This is a genomic window from Deltaproteobacteria bacterium (assembly GCA_021737785.1).
In the GTDB taxonomy this organism is placed as follows: domain Bacteria; phylum Desulfobacterota; class DSM-4660; order Desulfatiglandales; family Desulfatiglandaceae; genus AUK324.
Window position 1 is genome coordinate 1 of record JAIPDI010000003.1, and the last position, 16,550, is coordinate 16,550.

At 54.4% G+C, this 16,550-nt stretch carries 13 protein-coding genes; 5 read left to right on the forward strand and 8 right to left on the reverse strand.

All coding sequences use genetic code 11. The annotated features are described in order from the left end of the window. Positions 1–343: 343 nt before the first annotated feature. Positions 344–1,156: a response regulator gene (locus K9N21_02425; GenBank protein ID MCF8142755.1), complete on the forward strand. Its 813-nt coding sequence runs from the start codon at positions 344–346 to the stop codon at positions 1,154–1,156. 120 nt (positions 1,157–1,276) lie between these two features. Further along, on the forward strand, positions 1,277–2,488 hold the full coding sequence (locus K9N21_02430; protein MCF8142756.1) for an HDOD domain-containing protein: 1,212 nt from the start codon (positions 1,277–1,279) through the stop codon (positions 2,486–2,488). A 144-nt stretch (positions 2,489–2,632) separates the two neighbouring features. On the opposite strand, the gene K9N21_02435 is transcribed toward K9N21_02430, so the two are convergent. The 8 genes from K9N21_02435 to K9N21_02470 form a co-directional block, all read right to left on the reverse strand. Next, entirely contained in the window at positions 2,633–3,190 is a 558-nt protein-coding gene (locus K9N21_02435) for an NUDIX hydrolase (protein MCF8142757.1), read from the reverse strand. 13 nt (positions 3,191–3,203) lie between these two features. After that, a complete protein-coding gene (locus K9N21_02440; protein ID MCF8142758.1) occupies positions 3,204–5,141 on the reverse strand; it encodes an ATP-dependent DNA helicase in 1,938 nt (645 codons plus the stop codon). A gap of 175 nt (positions 5,142–5,316) precedes the next feature. Beyond that, positions 5,317–5,517: a cold shock domain-containing protein gene (locus tag K9N21_02445; protein ID MCF8142759.1), complete on the reverse strand. Its 201-nt coding sequence runs from the start codon at positions 5,515–5,517 to the stop codon at positions 5,317–5,319. 170 nt (positions 5,518–5,687) lie between these two features. Next, a complete protein-coding gene (locus tag K9N21_02450; protein ID MCF8142760.1) occupies positions 5,688–6,857 on the reverse strand; it encodes a DUF4340 domain-containing protein in 1,170 nt (389 codons plus the stop codon). Continuing rightward, the gene (locus K9N21_02455) at positions 6,854–8,737 is read right to left on the reverse strand and encodes a Gldg family protein (protein ID MCF8142761.1); all 1,884 of its coding nucleotides are present in this window, start codon (positions 8,735–8,737) and stop codon (positions 6,854–6,856) included. The genes K9N21_02450 and K9N21_02455 overlap by 4 nt, the downstream gene beginning before the upstream one ends. A 13-nt stretch (positions 8,738–8,750) precedes the next feature. Continuing rightward, positions 8,751–9,497, reverse strand: a complete 747-nt coding sequence (locus K9N21_02460) for an ABC transporter permease (GenBank protein MCF8142762.1) — start codon at positions 9,495–9,497, stop codon at positions 8,751–8,753. A 34-nt stretch (positions 9,498–9,531) separates the two neighbouring features. Next, positions 9,532–10,503: an ABC transporter ATP-binding protein gene (locus tag K9N21_02465; GenBank protein ID MCF8142763.1), complete on the reverse strand. Its 972-nt coding sequence runs from the start codon at positions 10,501–10,503 to the stop codon at positions 9,532–9,534. A gap of 314 nt (positions 10,504–10,817) precedes the next feature. Beyond that, complete coding sequence (locus K9N21_02470) at positions 10,818–12,551, reverse strand: YcaO-like family protein (protein ID MCF8142764.1); 1,734 nt, start codon at positions 12,549–12,551, stop codon at positions 10,818–10,820. Positions 12,552–13,079: 528 nt separating this feature from the next. Here K9N21_02470 and K9N21_02475 point away from each other — a divergent pair. From K9N21_02475 to K9N21_02485, 3 genes are read left to right on the forward strand one after another with little or no spacing between them, the layout of a single operon-like run. Continuing rightward, positions 13,080–13,721: a succinate dehydrogenase cytochrome b subunit gene (locus K9N21_02475; protein MCF8142765.1), complete on the forward strand. Its 642-nt coding sequence runs from the start codon at positions 13,080–13,082 to the stop codon at positions 13,719–13,721. 11 nt (positions 13,722–13,732) lie between these two features. After that, entirely contained in the window at positions 13,733–15,646 is a 1,914-nt protein-coding gene (locus K9N21_02480; GenBank protein MCF8142766.1) for a fumarate reductase/succinate dehydrogenase flavoprotein subunit, read from the forward strand. Beyond that, the gene (locus K9N21_02485) at positions 15,643–16,407 is read left to right on the forward strand and encodes a succinate dehydrogenase/fumarate reductase iron-sulfur subunit (GenBank protein ID MCF8142767.1); all 765 of its coding nucleotides are present in this window, start codon (positions 15,643–15,645) and stop codon (positions 16,405–16,407) included. Before K9N21_02480 ends, K9N21_02485 begins: the two co-directional genes overlap by 4 nt. The last annotated feature ends 143 nt before the right edge of the window (positions 16,408–16,550 follow it).

Genomic DNA, 16,550 nt, shown 5'->3' on the forward strand with positions numbered 1-16,550 from the left:
CCCGGGCTCCGGATAATGTTTACGGAAAGGCAGCAAGGACATACCGTCCCATAAAAGGCTGTACTTGGGGCTGGAACAGACTGTATTGTAAAGCCCTGCTGCCGTCCCCAGGAGCTGTATTCGGTTTTTGCAGCTCTTGAGCAGAGACCCCCACGGGCAAACTTCTTCGCACGTTGCAGAGAAGTTACAGACAAAGAGTCTAAGGCGGCCTGACGGCTGCAACCAAAAAGATATTGGTGCAAATCCCGGAAATTTTCCGAGTGCTTACCCATAAGGCACCAACTTCTCCACATGCCCCAGAGGAGTTGCAACCAAAGATTCAAGTCGTCACAAAGGACCTGATATGGGTAAAAAAATTCTGACGGTCGACAATGATCGATTTATGCTGGAATTTATCACCGACTTGCTGAGGGAACAGGGCCACGACGTCAAGGCCGCCGAAGACGGACTCTCAGCGCTGGAAATCCTGAAGACCTACATTCCTGACATTGTGTTCCTGGACCTTGTCATGCCGAACATCAGCGGCGACAGGTTGTGCCGGATTATTCGAAGAATGCCGGATCTCAGGAATCCATACATTGTGGTCTTATCGGCAACCGTGGCCGAGGAACCGATCCGCTTTGTTGAGCTGGGGGCCAACGCCTGCATCGCCAAGGGACCTCTTGACGAAATGTCCGGGCGCATACTCGATGCGGTAGACGAGGCGGGCCGCTCCTCATCGCTCTCCCCGGACGAACGCGCTGTGGATCTCACGGGCATCTATCGCCGGGGGATTACCAAAGAGCTCCTCTCCGTTCAAAGACACATGGAAACCATATTGAACAACATCTCCGAGGGCGTCCTCGAGCTGAATTCTGAAGGAAAGGTCATTTTCGCCAACAATGTTGCCTTGTCTCTGTTCGGCGGTTCTGAAGAAATGCTTCTGGGCAAACCATTTATCGACCTCTTTGATGAAACGGAACGTAAGGTGATCGCCGATGTGCTGAAAGCCATCGGGGCCGGCAGCCCGGAAACGATCGATTCGTTCCGTGTTCAGGCAAATGGTGAAGCCCTGTTGCTTAAGATTCTCCCGGTCGAAGACAACCTGGAATGGTCTGTGGTGGTCATCGCCGTGCCGCTTCGAAAATTCGCCTGTTCCCACGCTGATGGTTCCTGAGAGGGCACTACGGCCGGACCACCACGGCCCGACGACCTCTATTAGAGATATGATGACGTCACTCTGCTGAAAAATAAAAGCCTTCTGACCAGGCCTGCGGCCCGCGCAGACAGAGCCAAAATGGACATATATGTAGCCAGGCAGCCTATCTTCAACAGAAAGAAAAAACTGTACGGCTATGAACTCCTCTTCAGGGACAGCCTCTCAAATGTATTTCCCGATGTAGACGGTCACGCCGCTACCTCCAAGATCCTTTCCCACAGCTTTTTTTCCATGGGCATGGACGCCATCACCGGCGGCAGGTTCGCCTTCATCAACTTCACCGACCAGCTCCTTGTGAAAAGGATCCCGCTGCTCTTCCCGAAAGACAAGCTTGTGGTCGAGATCCTGGAGGACGTGGAGGCCGTGGAACCCGTGCTGGAAGCATGCAGGGAATTGCGTGGAATGGGATACCAGTTGGCCATGGACGACTTTGTATACAGGAAAAGCCTGGAGCCCCTCATGGCCCTTGCCGGTATCATCAAGATCGACTTCGTACTCACGCCCAGGGACAAGCTGGCAGATCTCTTGGGCAAGCTACTCCCTTTTAAACTGAAGCTCCTTGCCGAGAAAGTGGAAACCTATGAGGAATTCCGGCAGGCCCTCGACATGGGCTTTGAATACTTTCAGGGGTATTTTTTCAGCAAACCCGAGATACTCAAGGGGAAAAGCACCTCGCCGGCTAAACTGACCATCCTTCAGATCATGGCCGAGGCCAACAGGGAGGATTGCAGTTTCTCACACATTGAAACGGTGATCCAGCGGGATGTGGCCATCGCCTACAAGCTCATGCGATATATCAACTCGGCCTATTTCAGACGCGTCCAGGAGGTCTCCTCCATGAAGCAGGCCATTGTCCTTCTCGGGGAAAAGGAAATCCGCCGATTCGTCTCCCTGATGGCCTTGGCAAACCTGGCGGAAGACAAACCGGATGAACTGGTAAGGGCCTCCATCATAAGGGCCAAGCTATGCGAACTCCTGGGCAAGGGGGATGGCGTTCATGTGGACGAAGCCGAACTCTTTACCCTTGGCCTCTTCTCCCTCATCGACGCCATACTTGACGAACCCATCATGGACATAATGGAAAAGCTTCCCCTTTCGGAAGATATCAAATCGGCCATTGTCCGGGGAGAAGGGAGGCTCGCCGCATATCTCGATATTGCATATTCCTACGAAACCGGAGACTGGCAGCGATTACGAGACGCAGTGACAAAAGCAGGCGTAGAAGAAGAAACCATTCCCCAATCCTATCTGGAGGCAACGGCGTGGGCGGAAAGCCTGGCTTCACTTTAGCGGCCTGATACAGTTCGTACCGCGGCCTCAGCACCATCCCCGGTCAAAATCCATTCAAATATCAATCTCCCATCAATACCCCGCAGACCAAACCAGCGATTACGGACCCTACCCTCGCCATTTTCCTGAGAATCCAAAATGGCTTCAACGCGGGAAGCACGGCCGATATTCCATGAAAAAGCGATAAAAAGCAGCCACCACCAGGGAGTGGGATATTTCTCCTTCCCGGATCAGGCGCCGGACGGCGGCCAGGGGTCTGAGGAGGACTTCGATGTCTTCCCGGTCGTCCTGGTGACGTGCGCCTGAGAAGACCGCGTTCAAGGCCAGAAAGGTGTAACAGCGATTGTTCAGGATGGCCGGATTCGGGTGGACCCAACCCAGTGCCGACATCTCTTCCGCCACATAGCCGGTCTCTTCCAGCAGTTCCCTTCGTGCCGCATCTTCGGGCGTATCTGAATCCTCAACAAGGCCGCCCGGAATTTCCAGGGTGACCGACCGGGTGCCGTGGCGATACTGTCTCACCAGGACCACCTCCTGTTTCGGGGTAAGGGGGATAACGTTGACCCAGGGTGACGATTCCAGAATAAAAAACGGGTGCGTCAAGCCGGTCCGGGGGGATACGGCCTGATCTGTGCGCAGGTTGAAAACCCGATAGGACATATCCCATGTGCTGGTCACAACCTTCCACGGCTTGGGGGGCATGTCGGTTTCTCCTTCACATCTTGTTGAGGCGTTGACGCGTCGAACCTGTTTCAGCGAAAAATGAATCGATGTCCGACAGATTGTGGGTCACGGGGATGGAAGGGAGGCTCTCCAGGAAGAACCGGCCATACCGGCTGGTCAGGATCCGGACATCCAGGATAGAAAGGATCCCCCGGTCGGATCGCTTTCGGATCAATCTTCCGAGACCCTGCTTCAATGTGATAATGGCCGAGGGAATCTGATATTCCATAAAGGGATTCCCGCCCCGGCTGCGGATGGCATCGATCCTGGCGGAGACAACCGGATCTCCGGGGGAGTCAAAGGGGAGCTTGTCGATGATGAGGCAGCTCAGGGACTCGCCCGGCACATCCACCCCCTGCCAGAAGGCCCCGGTGGCCAGGAGAACCGAATGGATATCCTCCCGGAACCTGTCCAACAGGACGGACCGGGGCGCATCGCCCTGCCTGTGAAGGGTATAGGGGAGCTGCTCCCTTAGGATCTCATGCACAATATTGAGGTTATGATAACTGGTAAAGAGGACCAGTGCCCTCCCCTCGGTCCGATGAAGGATTCTCATGATCTCGTGTCCGGCGTCTCGTCCGAAATCCGGCGAATTGGGGGTGGAGAGGCGTCTGGGAATGTAGAGCAGCGTCTGGGACGTGAAATCGAAGTGAGGCGGACAGATTTCATGAAGGGTCGTCTGCGGGAGCCCCAGGCGCGTGCGGATATAATCGAATGTCCCGTTTGTCGCCAGGGTGGCAGAGGTGAAAAGGGTGGCTGGAATGGCGCCGTAAAGGAGATCATTCATCGATTCGGATATATCGAGGGGCGATACATGGAGGATCAGACGCTTCTTTCGCTTCTCATACCAGTTGAGCCAGTTGTGGTCCCGTTTTCTGAGGATTTCCTCCAACAGACGGCCCAGTTCCCTGGCCCTGTCCAGAAGAGGCCGAAGCTGAGGATCATCCTTGAGACCCGAGTCCTCACATATATCCTTGAGACCGCCTTGGATGTTGCGCCCCGTGCCCTGGCTCAGCTGAAGCATGAACTCCGGGGCAAGTCTTCCCTTTTCCTCGTATGCCTCAAATTCACCCCTCAGACGCTCTGCTCCGGCCTGTATGACATCCAACCGCCTGTCCAGTTGACCCCTGTCCCTGACCTCCTTGCGCAAGTCGCCCACCAGGTCTGTGAGCTGCCGGGTGCTGAGGCTCTCGCCGAAATAGGAAGTGGCGATCTCTTCGATGGTGTGGGCCTCGTCAAAAACAGCCGCCTGGAACCGGGGGATGATCTCCCCGAATCCGGCTACCTTTACCTTCAGATCGGCAAAAAAAAGATAGTGGTTGACAACGATGATCCGGGCCCTGGCAGCCCTGCTGCGCAGCTGTACCAGGAAACAGTCATCCAGACAGGGGCAGTTCGATCCCAGACACTGGTCGGATGAAGCAGAGAGGGCGGCCCACAGCGTATCATCGTCACTGAGCCAGGGGATCTCGCCCCGGTCCGCGTAAGTGGTTTTCCTGAGCCAACTCTCGATTCTGCCGATTCTGTCTGTCTGAGATGTCTTCAAAAAAGAGGCCTGAGAGGTGTATTGACGATACCGATGAAGGCAGAGATAATTTTCTCTTCCCTTCATCATCACGGCATCGATGGGAAGCCCGGTCCCCTTGCGCAGGAGAGGGATGTCTTTGAAGATAATCTGTTCCTGAAGGTTTTTGGTGCCCGTGGATATGACACTTTTCTTCCCGCTGAGCAGGACGGGGACCAGATAGCCAAAGGTCTTGCCTGTCCCTGTTCCAGCCTCTATCAGGGCGGGCATATTTCTGCGGATCGCCTCTTGTGCGAGACGGGCCATCTGAATCTGAGAAGGGCGGAACTCAAACCCCTGAAGCGATCGGGCCAAACACCCGTCCGGCCCCAGAATGCGCTCAATGGTGTCGGGTGGCTTGGGCATAAAGCGATAATTGAAAATGGCAAAATAATTTAGGACAAAATGATTAAAGAATAAGGATTTAGGCAAACCGAGCAAGTTACGGGTTGTGTGATTTGTTCAATCGTCAATCGTCAATCAAAAAAGGCACCCCATCTCATTGCGGACGGGGTGCCTTTTACGAATTCGACTTAATGGATTACATCTTGGTGACGTTCTTGGCCTTAGGCCCACGGTCACTTTCTTCAATCTCAAAGTTTACCCTGTCACCTTCATTGAGCGTTCGAAAACCCGGCATATTGATCGCCGAGTGGTGAACAAACAGATCCTGACCATCTTGCTGCTCAATAAACCCAAACCCTTTTCTCTCACTGAACCACTTCACAACTCCTTCTCCCAAAGTGCCAACCTCCTTTCCCAAGTTCATAATACGGTCTCAAGCGCAAGGTCGCCACTCCGGCAGGAGGAAACGATTCCTCAGAACAAATTCGACCCGCAAATGAAACCAGGCCACAAGGAATTTAATATGCTATTATATCAATTTGTCAAGGGTCAAGAAAAAAGTGGGCATTATCTGCCGGGATCGCCGCCCATCCTCTTTTTTTCCGTCTCTTTTTCGAGCATCTGTTCCAGATCGGTAAAAAAAGCCTGATACTGCCATTCCGGGATGGTGAAGACCCAGGGTTTCAAACGCTCGTTTTCTTCTCTTGCCTCGGCAACTCCTTTTGCCTCTTCGCTCTTGGCCTCAGGAGATGGCGCCGCTTCTGTCTCGGCCCTCTCACCGGCTTCCGCCGGTCCCGAAGGCCCCGGAGGGTCATAGCCGACTTCGATCCGGATCCTGCAGGGAACGGTCGGCGAGCAGTCCTCTCCCACGGCGACACCATACACCCGGCCATCGAAAAGCGTGTAGTCCAGGCGCACAGAGGCACCTCTTGCCATCGGTTCTGAGGATGCGGAGGAGGGATCCACGTCCGTGATCTTGAGAGACGACAGGGCATTGGCCAATCGATTGAGAGAGGATTTTTTGATCGTCTTATCTGTCGAAGGATCTGTCAGCACAAAGTCTTTCCCCCTGGCAGGGCGCTCAAAGGCGTAGCGAACAGAAGGTGACCCTGGTCCCAGGCAGGCAATCTTCCGGATTTCCCCGGCATCAACCCGGATCGGGCTTTTTTCCAGCCAGTCCGCAGGCCCGCTCTCAAATGAGGACAGAATTTTGTCGATCAGGTAGATTTCGGAGGCATCGCCCAACATTACATACTGGCCGTCCGGGGGACCTTTCTGCGGATCCTTGGATCTGGTTTTCCCCAAGACCATGTCGAGAAGCGCCTTCCCTTCTGAGTTTGTCATCCGGACATGGGTCCCTGTCTCTTCTTCCGAGGCATCGCCGTCCTCTGGAGATTTGATGGAAAGGCGTTGTAAGACCGGGTCCGAGGCGCTGAATTTCCGTCCGACCTTGGCCTCTTTCAGGGTCCTCACAAAATTAGAGAGCTTGGAAAAATCCGCCGGATAGCCGAAACGCTCTTCCACAATCCATGAATGGTCCGCCCTCGTCAGAGAAACAGTTGACGTCGGCGTCTTGATAATAATTGAAGCAATGTCATTGACCGGGAGGTCTTCCAAAAGGTACGCGCCCATCTCTCCCGATGGGGAGCGCATACCCCCTGAATGAATGAGGAGGGTCCCCGCGCCTGCGAGGACCGCCAGAACGACCAACAGAATCACAAGTGTCTTCGGCTTCATTTTCTCCTGATCTTCCTCTGTTTATAGATGGCAAAAGCTATCCCTATGATGGAGACCAAAAAGGGCATTAGAAATATATTGATTCCTTTGAGAGTGGCGCCGAGGGTCTCGATATCGGCGCGCAGGTTTTTTCGAACCTCTTTCAGTTGCCGATTGATCTTCTGACGCTTCTCCTTGAACCGGGCCACCTCCGCCTCCTGCTCAGGGCTGATAATCATTTTCTGGGAACCGTCCTTCTGTTGTTCCAGTTGGCGGAGTTTCTGGTTGGTTTCTTCAATCTGTTGAACCAGTTCATTTTCCTTTGACAGCCAGCGTTCCTGGGCCTCTCGTTTCAGCTCCAGGACCGCCGTAAACGGCCTTTCCAGCTTTCCACGGGACCTGAGCCCGATCAGCTCGTCGCTTCCTGTGAGGATCTCCGCGGCATTGGAAAAAAAGTTCAGGTTATCGTTGAACATCTCTGAGATGGGTAGGCCGAAGAAATTGCTCCGCTGCACATAAAACTGATCGGCAAGCATATCCGCATCAGAGACAACGATAAGGGTCGAGACCGTTTTCGCTTCTTTGAGATGGGGGCCCTTCGGCGCCTCAGGGGATTCAGTCCCAGGGCCTTCTGATTCGGGACGGCCTTCGGGAAATGCGGTTTTGAATTTCCCTCGAAGGCGGACCGCAAGGTTGAATGACTTCCCGGCCGAAACAAACCCCTTTTTCACGGCTTCCATGCCCAGGAATGCATTGAAGGCATCCGTCAGGGCAGCATTGGTGCTCGAATCCACCAGCGGCTCGAATTCATGGTCCATGTCGCCGGTCTTCTCGATCGCCCCGGCCACCGGGAAGAGCATGCTCTCCAGACCTGCGGTGACAACGTCCTTCCGATTAAATGCATCGCCCCTGGCCGATATCATCAGGGGGTTGTCTTCGGTGCTGTTGCTGCCGGTCCTGACCCGGGTCGGTTGACCGAAATCGGCGACAGCCTTGGCCGGATCCATCGATATCCCCCATGCCTTGAAAACCCTATCCAGGGAAGTTCCCGAAGACCGCATGAACTGCTGCTGTCCCTGTTCCCGGTCTGAAACGCACAACGGGTCCACAAAGATAATGGCGTTCCCTCCCGAAAGGACATATTGATCTATCGCGTACTCCAACCGGGGACTGATATTTTTTGGATACACCACCATGAGGAGATCCAGGGACGGATCGATGGTCTGGACCAGAGGGCTGATTGCCTGGACATCATAGATCTTCTTCATCTCTGTGACAAAGAGCCATTCCTCCCCCGGAGCCTGGCCCGGCATCGCCCTTCCCTTGGTCCCGAAGACCGGAAGGCTGCTGATGATGCCGGCCCCCTTTTTTTCCGTAGTCTGAAGCCCCTGGATAATGCTGGTAAGATCGTATTCCAGCATCTGTTCCTTTGCCGGATCCAGCCATGGGATGACCTCTTCCTGGTCTGCAGAAAGAAAGACCAGGCCGCAATAGACCTTTCCGCCCGGGGTCCGCATAGGTTCGACGCCGTACTTCTGGGCCCATTCCTCCTCATCCGAGTCGGGTTTTGGATCCACCCCCTCCACTTTGATCCGGCCCTTGCCCACGTGCCGGTATTCGGAGAGAAAATCTTCCACATGTTTGGCATAAACCTTGATTTCGGCCGGGATATCGGGATTGCTCCTGGAGTAGAAAAATTTGATGGTAACCGGTTCTGTCATGGTATCGAGGATCTGCCGCGTCCCGTCTGAAAGAGAGTAGGCATTGTCTTCAGTGGCATCCCATCGAATGGTTGCATACGATGCAATGATGTTGACAAAGACCAGGACAAGAAATAGCGTCGCCAATCCCGTAACCGATACGAGCGCCTTCCTATAATCGTAACCTTTTCCCATTGCCATTGTCAGCGCCTCCTCAGTTTGCCCTGCGGTTCTGCAGGATCACACCGTTTGCAAAAAGCATGAAAAATATCACAGATACAAAATAGATAAGATCGCGCAGATCCACGACTCCCCGTTCCATGGACGCGAAATGGGGCATAAAACTGAATCCGGAGACCACATTCACCAACCAGACAGGGGCCCATCCGGTCAGGGCATCCGTTATGGGCGGCCACCCGGCCAATACCAGAAATAGGCAGATCACCACGGCAAGAATAAAACTGATCACCTGGTTCCGCGTCATGGCGGAGGTCATGGACCCCACGCTCAGGTAGGCCCCGGCCATGAGAAAGCTGCCGAAATACCCGCATACGATGGCCCCCATATCCGGATCGCCCAAATAAAGAACGGTCAGCACCATCGGAAAGGTCAGGATCAGGGCCACACCGATGAACAGCCATGCAGCCAGAAATTTTCCCACAATGACCTGCACAAGGGTGACCGGCAGGGTCAAGATAAGTTCGATGGTCCCGGTGCGGCGTTCCTCGGCCCACAACCGCATCCCCACAGCAGGCACCAAAAAGAGGAAGATCCAGGGATGCCACTCAAAAAAAATCCGAAGGTCTGCCTGGCCGATCTCATAGAAATGGCTCAGGGAAAAGGTGAAGAACCCGCACAGCATCAGAAAAATGACAATGAAGACATAGGCCACCGGCGACCCGAAATATCCGCCAAATTCCCGTATCAGGATCCCCGAAGTGTTCCTTACAAAATCATTCATAGTTACCCCATTCAGATCGTGTTATCACAGCCGACTAGGCAATCCGGTCCGTCGTCGGCGAATCCGGTCTGGTAATCATTCGGAAAACCTCATCCAACCGGCCCTTTTCCACAAAAAATGTCTCCACGGAAAACCCCTTTTCAAACAGGCGCCGGACAATCCGATCCGCCCCGCTGTCACGGGAAGAAGCGGTTTCCTTCGGAAAGAGACGGAGCGTCATATCTCCTTCGCTCTCACCCACTACCTCACTCCGATGGACCTCGGGGAGGTCCCGGATGCCTTCGAGCAGGTCCTTTCCACCCTCCTTTCTGACTGTCAGACAGATCGCCCCATGGAGGGCCGACCGTTTCCTCAGGCCTTCGGGCGTATCATCCGCCATGATGCGACCCCGGGCGATGATCATGACCCGCGTGCATACCTGTTCCACCTCTTCCAGGATGTGGGTGGAAAGGACGATGGCCTTGTCACGGGCCATGTCACGGATCATGGCACGAACCTCATGTTTCTGGTTGGGATCGAGGCCGTCTGTCGGTTCATCCATGATAAGGTATTCAGGATCGTGGAGGATGCTCTGTGCAAAGCAGACCCTCTGCTTATATCCTTTGGAAAGGGTGTTGATGGTCTGATTCCGGACATCGGAGAGGAAACAGCGGTCAATGGTGTCTCGAATGCGCGCCCGTCTGTCATCGCCGGAAAACCCCCGAATCCCGGCAATGAAGCCGAGAAATCCTGAAACCGTCATGTCAGGGTAGGCTGGGGCGTTCTCAGGGAGATATCCGATCTTTTTCCTGGCCCCCAAAGAGTCTTCGAGGATATCGCTCCCTCCGATAACGGCCGTCCCTGAGGTAGGGGTAAGAAATCCGGTGATCATCCGCATGGTCGTCGACTTCCCCGCGGCATTGGGGCCCAAGAAGCCCAGGACCTCTCCCCGTTCCACGGTAAAGGAGATGTCATTCACAGCGCCGGTTTCCCCGAAATATTTACTGAGATGGTTTACCTCTATCATGAACAAACCTCGGTTCCTGGTTGCTGGTTGCTGGATACTCGATACTGGTTACTGGCTACTGGGTGAAGCATGAACCCCTTGCGCCCAAAATCTTGGGCCGCCTGCGCGGGTTGCTCGTTTCCCGATACTAAAATTGAGCGTTTTCTGGCCCCGGACCGCTGACTCCTGACGCCCGGCCCTTGTCACTGGTTGTCACATACTGCATATCCCGTATACCCCATACCGGGCGCCGGTGACCGTCGCCCGGATCCAAGAGACTTGGCCATGAAAATAATCTCATGAGGCCGGTAGTCAAGGCCGCCTCCCGGATTTTTTCATACTTCAGCCCCTAATCTCCTGAGATTTTCCCTTGCAAAATCGATGCTCTCATCCAGTTCCAGGGCCAGTTTGTAGTATTGTACCGCCTTATCCCTCTCGCCCAGGTCCCTGTAGTTGGAGGCGATGTTGGCATAGTCGATGGCCGACGCGGGATTGAGTTCAATAACCTTCCGGAAGGCCGAAATGGCCTTCTCATGCGCCTTCTGTTTGAAATGACAAAATCCCAGGAGATTATACACGTCCGGTCGCTCATCATCGATCTGCGCCGCCTTTTCAAGGATTTCAATGGCCTCGCCGTACTGCTCCAGATCCTTGAGGCAGGCCCCCAGATAGGCGTAGATGCTGACCCTGTCTTCGTCATTGGGCTCCAGTTCAAGGGCCTTCTGAAGAGCGGCCAGGCTGTTTGACAGGTCATTCTGTTCCATGTATGAGAGGCCTAAAAAGAATTTGACATAATATTTGTCCGGCAGCATCCGGTCCATTTGTTTCAACTCTGATACGGCCCATTCCGGGTTTCCTTTCTCAGCAATCAGTTTGGCCGTAAACATCCCCACGCTGGTGCCGGCGGCCCTTTCCCTGAAATGTGCCCCGGGCATGATGGTATAAAATGCGGGGATCCCCAGTTTGGGATGCATCACGTTTATTAGTATGATTTCCATTCCTGTTCGGGCCACTGCCCGGATGCAGTTTTCCACCTCCACCCGGATATTGGTGTGGGAGAGATCGGGAAGGCTGAGGATATCGATGCAATCGTCGGACCGGAGGATGAACTCGGCCTCGGACAGGCCCCTGAATTTGGGAAGCCCACTGGCCACATAATTGGATCCGGAATTGAAATCGCCCCCCAGTTGGGCCACCTCGGTCAAGGCACGGTTCAAGGCCTTCTGGGGATCGGGCGTGGTGCCTGCGGTCCAAACAATCTCGCTTTTTTCCGGGAACGTGGCCGGATCATAGGCAAGGACCCCGACCGACGGGATTCCCATGTTCAATGTAAAATCCGTGGCAAACAGCCGAATGCCCGCCTTACGGTATTTCCCGATGATCTCCGAGACCAGGGGATCGGTGATGCTGTCCAGGTCGATGGCCGGCGTCTTCAGCCTCCCTCTGCTGACCAGGGAGGATACGTGCCGTTCCACCACCTCGCAGATCCCCTGGCTGATCGCCTCCTCCGCGCAATTTCCGGCCGAAGCGCCGTTAAACTCATTGATGGCGAAAAACCAGTCAAAAGGCACCAGGACGGCTTCATGTCTTGTCATGTTGTATCCCCAGGTCCATTTGAGCGGCAATCGTGAAAAGATCTCCCGGGCGGCATTCAGGTCTTCCGAATCATCATGGACCGACAGGGCAATCATCTCAAAAGGGAGGGCGTGGTCCCGGATATTTCGGTACTCCTCCACCATGAAGTTTTCAGGATTTTTGGAGAAGCTGAAAAGGCTGAATCGTTCCGCCAGTTCCATGACCGCACTCGCCTCGGACTGGGCCGGTGTGCCCCCCTTCCCCATCTGTTTTCGTGTCCCGATGACAGCCTCGGCGTCCCGGCCGCATACACTGAAATAGACCGGGATGTCGAGTCTGCCGTTATCGATGCGAACGGTCTCTTCCAGGATATCCATGTCCAGACTTTGAAGCCTCTCCCTGAAACGCCGGACCGTTTCTTCAGGAGACATGATTTTATCCTGGTCAAGGGTGTACCCCTTGTAGGCGTCTTTCAATATAATTTGATGATTCACCAACAGATCTCCTCCGGCCCGAAATAACAGTCCTTCTCAAAGCCCATTTCCTTCTCCCCTGCCGAGGCCATGTCCCGGAAAGAATATTGCTCGAACCAGCGGAGCGCAAAAAGGACCTTACATATGGATGGTCAACGACACTTACCCTATTTCTCCCATTCCGTCAAGGGCCGTGGAAAAGGCCCTGGAATTCTCAACCCACCCTGGGAGTAAGAAGGCATTACCGAAGGAGGATCCGGAGAACATGGATCAGGGGCTTTCACATAAGGAGCTGTTGTGTGTCACACGGTGACCTGCGTCCATCGCCCAAAGGGAGAATAGGGGAAAAAGCTTGACAGGGCAACATTGCGAGAGTAAAAAAAATCGATCCCATGGGATAGGATTTGTATACAATTACCATTCCCGTCTCTCTTGACCTTTCGAAAACAACGCACTTCCGGAGGAACCGCCATCCATAAACAGACGTCCAAAAAATAAATTGGGGATCGTGCGATAATCCCTATGGTCCAGGAGGGGAATAACGATAAAATGAACGGGTTCATCAAGACTCTTTTTTTGTCCATACCCAAGAAACAGATGATGGCGCTTAGCGGACTCAGTTTCTGTGCCTTTCTGGCGGTTCATCTTTTTGGAAACCTCACGATTTACGGAGGGGAGCAACGGTTTAATGCCTATTCCGAACACCTTCATTCCTTTGGCCTGCTAATCAACGCGGCCGAAATCGGTCTCCTGGTTCTGGCCATCATCCATATCCTTCTCGCAGCCCTCCTCTATCTGGAAAACTGGCAGGCAAGACCGGTCCGGTATGTGATGAAAAAAAATGCCGGGGGCCGAACCATCAGCTCCACCCTGATGCCTTATACCGGTCTCTATCTCCTTGTCTTTGTGATTCTCCATCTGTTGACCTTCCATTTTGTCGATTACCGTGCACAGGGCATCTTCCGGCTCGTTTCCGATGTTTTTTCCAATCCGGAATATGTCGTCTTTTATGCCTTTTCAATGATTGTTGCGGCCTTTCACGTCAAGCACGGCTTCTGGAGCGCATTCCAGACACTCGGCGCCAATCATCCCAAATATATGCCCCTGATCCGGACGCTCAGCCTGATATTTAGCCTGTTCGTCGCGGCTGGCTTTGGATCCATCCCCGTTTTTATGATGATAAACAGCTAAGGAGATGTTGCATGCCTCTTGATTCACAGGTGCCGGAAGGTCCGCTGCAACAAAAGTGGGACCGCCATCGTTTTGAGCTGAAGCTGGTCAACCCGGCCAATAAGCGGAAGTATGAGATCATCGTGGTGGGCACGGGGCTCGCCGGGGCCTCTGCCTCGGCCACCCTGGCTGAACTGGGATATCATGTCAAGACCTTCTGCATCCAGGACAGCCCCCGTCGCGCACACAGCATCGCGGCCCAGGGCGGGATCAATGCAGCAAAGAACTATCAGGGAGACGGGGACAGTATCTGGCGTCTCTTTTATGACACCATCAAGGGAGGCGACTTCCGCTCCAGGGAGGCGAATGTCTATCGACTGGCCCAGGTCAGCGTTGAAATCATCGACCAGTGTGTGGCCCAGGGGGTGCCCTTCGCCCGGGACTATGGCGGGTTGCTGGCCAACCGATCCTTTGGAGGGGCCCAGGTATCGCGGACCTTTTACGCCAGAGGGCAGACAGGTCAGCAGCTCCTCCTGGGGGCCTACAGTGCGCTCATGCGGCAGATCGGCATGGGACAGGTCAGGATGTTTCCCCGCCGGGAGATGCTGGATCTGGTCCTGGTCGACGGCTGCGCCCGCGGCATCGTCGTTCGAAATCTGATTACAGGCGCCATTGAAAGCCATTCCGCCCATGCGGTGGTGCTGGCCACAGGCGGTTACGGCAATGCCTATTTTCTCTCTACCAACGGGATGAATTCCAATGTGAGCGCCATCTGGCGGGCCTACAAACAGGGGGCCTTTTTCGCCCATCCCTCTTTTGTGCAGATCCATCCCACATGCATTCCGGTGCACGGCGATTACCAGTCCAAACTGACCCTCATGAGCGAGAGTCTTCGAAACGACGGTCGCGTCTGGGTCCCTAAAAAGGCGGGGGATACACGTCCGCCGGAAGAAATACCAGAGAGCGAAAGAGACTATTATCTGGAAGAGAAATATCCCAGCTTTGGAAATCTCGTTCCCCGCGACGTGGCCTCCCGGAATGCAAAGCAGCAGTGTGATCAGGGGAAAGGGGTGGGACCGACCGGGTATGCCGTCTATCTGGATCTCAGGGATGCCATCAGGAGAGACGGAGTTGACGCCATTCGAAAGAAATACGGCAATCTCTTTCAGATGTACGAGAGGATCACGGACGATAACCCCTATAAGACCCCGATGATGATCTATCCTGCGATCCATTATACCATGGGCGGGTTATGGGTGGACTACAACCTGATGAGCACCATTCCAGGGCTTTTCGTCCTGGGCGAGGCCAATTTTTCCGATCACGGGGCCAACCGGCTCGGGGCGAGCGCCCTGATGCAGGGGTTGGCCGACGGATACTTTATCATTCCCTATACCATCGGAGGCTACCTGGCAAGCGCTACCCTTAACCCCGTGGACGAACATCACACGGCATTCGGCGAATCCGTAAAGAGGGCGAATGATATCACAGAGAAGCTCCTTTCCATCAAAGGGAAACGGACCGTGAGCGATTTTCACAGGGAACTTGGCCACATCCTCTGGGAACATTGCGGCATGTCGCGGAACGAATCAGGGATGCGCAAGGCCAAGGAACTGATTCCGGCACTTCGGGAAGCCTTCTGGAAGGATGTCAATGTCCCGGGCGCATCCGCGGATTTCAACCAGTCCCTGGAGAGGGCAGGCCGCGTCGCCGATTTTCTGGAATTTGCCGAGCTCCTGGTTGAGGATGCCTTGAGCCGGAAGGAATCCTGCGGCTGTCATTTTAATGAAATATATCAGACGGCGGATCACGAGGCCCTGCGCGACGATGAAGCATGCTGCTATGTTGCGGCATGGGAATTCACGGGACAGGGAGAGGCGCCCAGGCTTCACAAGGAGCCCCTTACTTTCGAAAATGTCGGGCTGACCCAGAGGAGCTATAAATGAGTAAAACGATCAATCTGACCCTTAAGGTCTGGCGCCAGAAAGGGACTGGTGATAAAGGGCACATGGAGATTTACGAGGCCAGGGAGATCTCAACGGATATGTCCTTTCTGGAAATGCTGGACGGCGTGAACAACAAGCTGACCCTCGAAGGGAAAGACCCTATCGCCTTTGATCATGATTGCCGTGAAGGGATCTGCGGGATGTGCGGGGCCGTGATCAACGGCATCGCTCACGGTCCCCAGAAGGAAACGACCCTGTGCCAGCTTCATATGAGGCATTTCAAGGATGGAGACACCGTTGTCATTGAGCCGTGGCGCGCAAAGGCGTTCAAGGTCATTAAAGATCTGGTTGTGGACAGAAGCGCGTTTGACAAGATCATCCAGGCGGGGGGATATGTCTCCGTCAATACAGGCGGGGCCCCGGACGGCAACACCATCCCCGTCCCCCAGAAAACCGCCGAACTGGCCATGGATGCGGCTGCATGTATCGGGTGCGGGGCCTGCGTGGCTGCCTGCCCCAATGCGTCGGCCATGCTTTTTGTGGGGGCCAAAATCTCCCATCTGGCCCTCCTCCCACAAGGAAGACCAGAAGCGGCTCAAAGGGCTCTCAGTATGTTGCGAAAAATGGATGAGCTGGGTTTCGGCAACTGCAGCAACGAGACCGAGTGCGAACAGGTCTGCCCAAAGGCCATTTCGATTACAAACATTGCCAGGTTCAACCAGGAATTTCTCAAGGCAGGTCTTTTGTCGCCTGAAACATAGTCAAAGAGAGTTGAAATATGGTCTCGTTGCGGGTTGCTCGTTGTGGGTTGCAGGTCACGAGTTGAGGGTTGCGGGTCTTGGGTGGACCCTCTCACCCTCTCACCCTCTTATCTTCTCCCGACTGGGGCTTACAGCTTATGAGA

Excerpts from the sequence above, each read along its gene's own strand:
- K9N21_02425 (MCF8142755.1), top strand. The coding sequence starts at position 344 with ATGGGTAAAAAAATTCTGACGGTCGACAATGATCGATTTATGCTGGAA.
- K9N21_02430 (MCF8142756.1), top strand. The coding sequence starts at position 1,277 with ATGGACATATATGTAGCCAGGCAGCCTATCTTCAACAGAAAGAAAAAA.
- K9N21_02435 (MCF8142757.1), bottom strand. The coding sequence starts at position 3,190 with ATGCCCCCCAAGCCGTGGAAGGTTGTGACCAGCACATGGGATATGTCC.
- K9N21_02440 (MCF8142758.1), bottom strand. The coding sequence starts at position 5,141 with ATGCCCAAGCCACCCGACACCATTGAGCGCATTCTGGGGCCGGACGGG.
- K9N21_02450 (MCF8142760.1), bottom strand. The coding sequence starts at position 6,857 with ATGAAGCCGAAGACACTTGTGATTCTGTTGGTCGTTCTGGCGGTCCTC.
- K9N21_02455 (MCF8142761.1), bottom strand. The coding sequence starts at position 8,737 with ATGGCAATGGGAAAAGGTTACGATTATAGGAAGGCGCTCGTATCGGTT.
- K9N21_02460 (MCF8142762.1), bottom strand. The coding sequence starts at position 9,497 with ATGAATGATTTTGTAAGGAACACTTCGGGGATCCTGATACGGGAATTT.
- K9N21_02465 (MCF8142763.1), bottom strand. The coding sequence starts at position 10,503 with ATGATAGAGGTAAACCATCTCAGTAAATATTTCGGGGAAACCGGCGCT.
- K9N21_02475 (MCF8142765.1), top strand. The coding sequence starts at position 13,080 with ATGAACGGGTTCATCAAGACTCTTTTTTTGTCCATACCCAAGAAACAG.
- K9N21_02480 (MCF8142766.1), top strand. The coding sequence starts at position 13,733 with ATGCCTCTTGATTCACAGGTGCCGGAAGGTCCGCTGCAACAAAAGTGG.
- K9N21_02485 (MCF8142767.1), top strand. The coding sequence starts at position 15,643 with ATGAGTAAAACGATCAATCTGACCCTTAAGGTCTGGCGCCAGAAAGGG.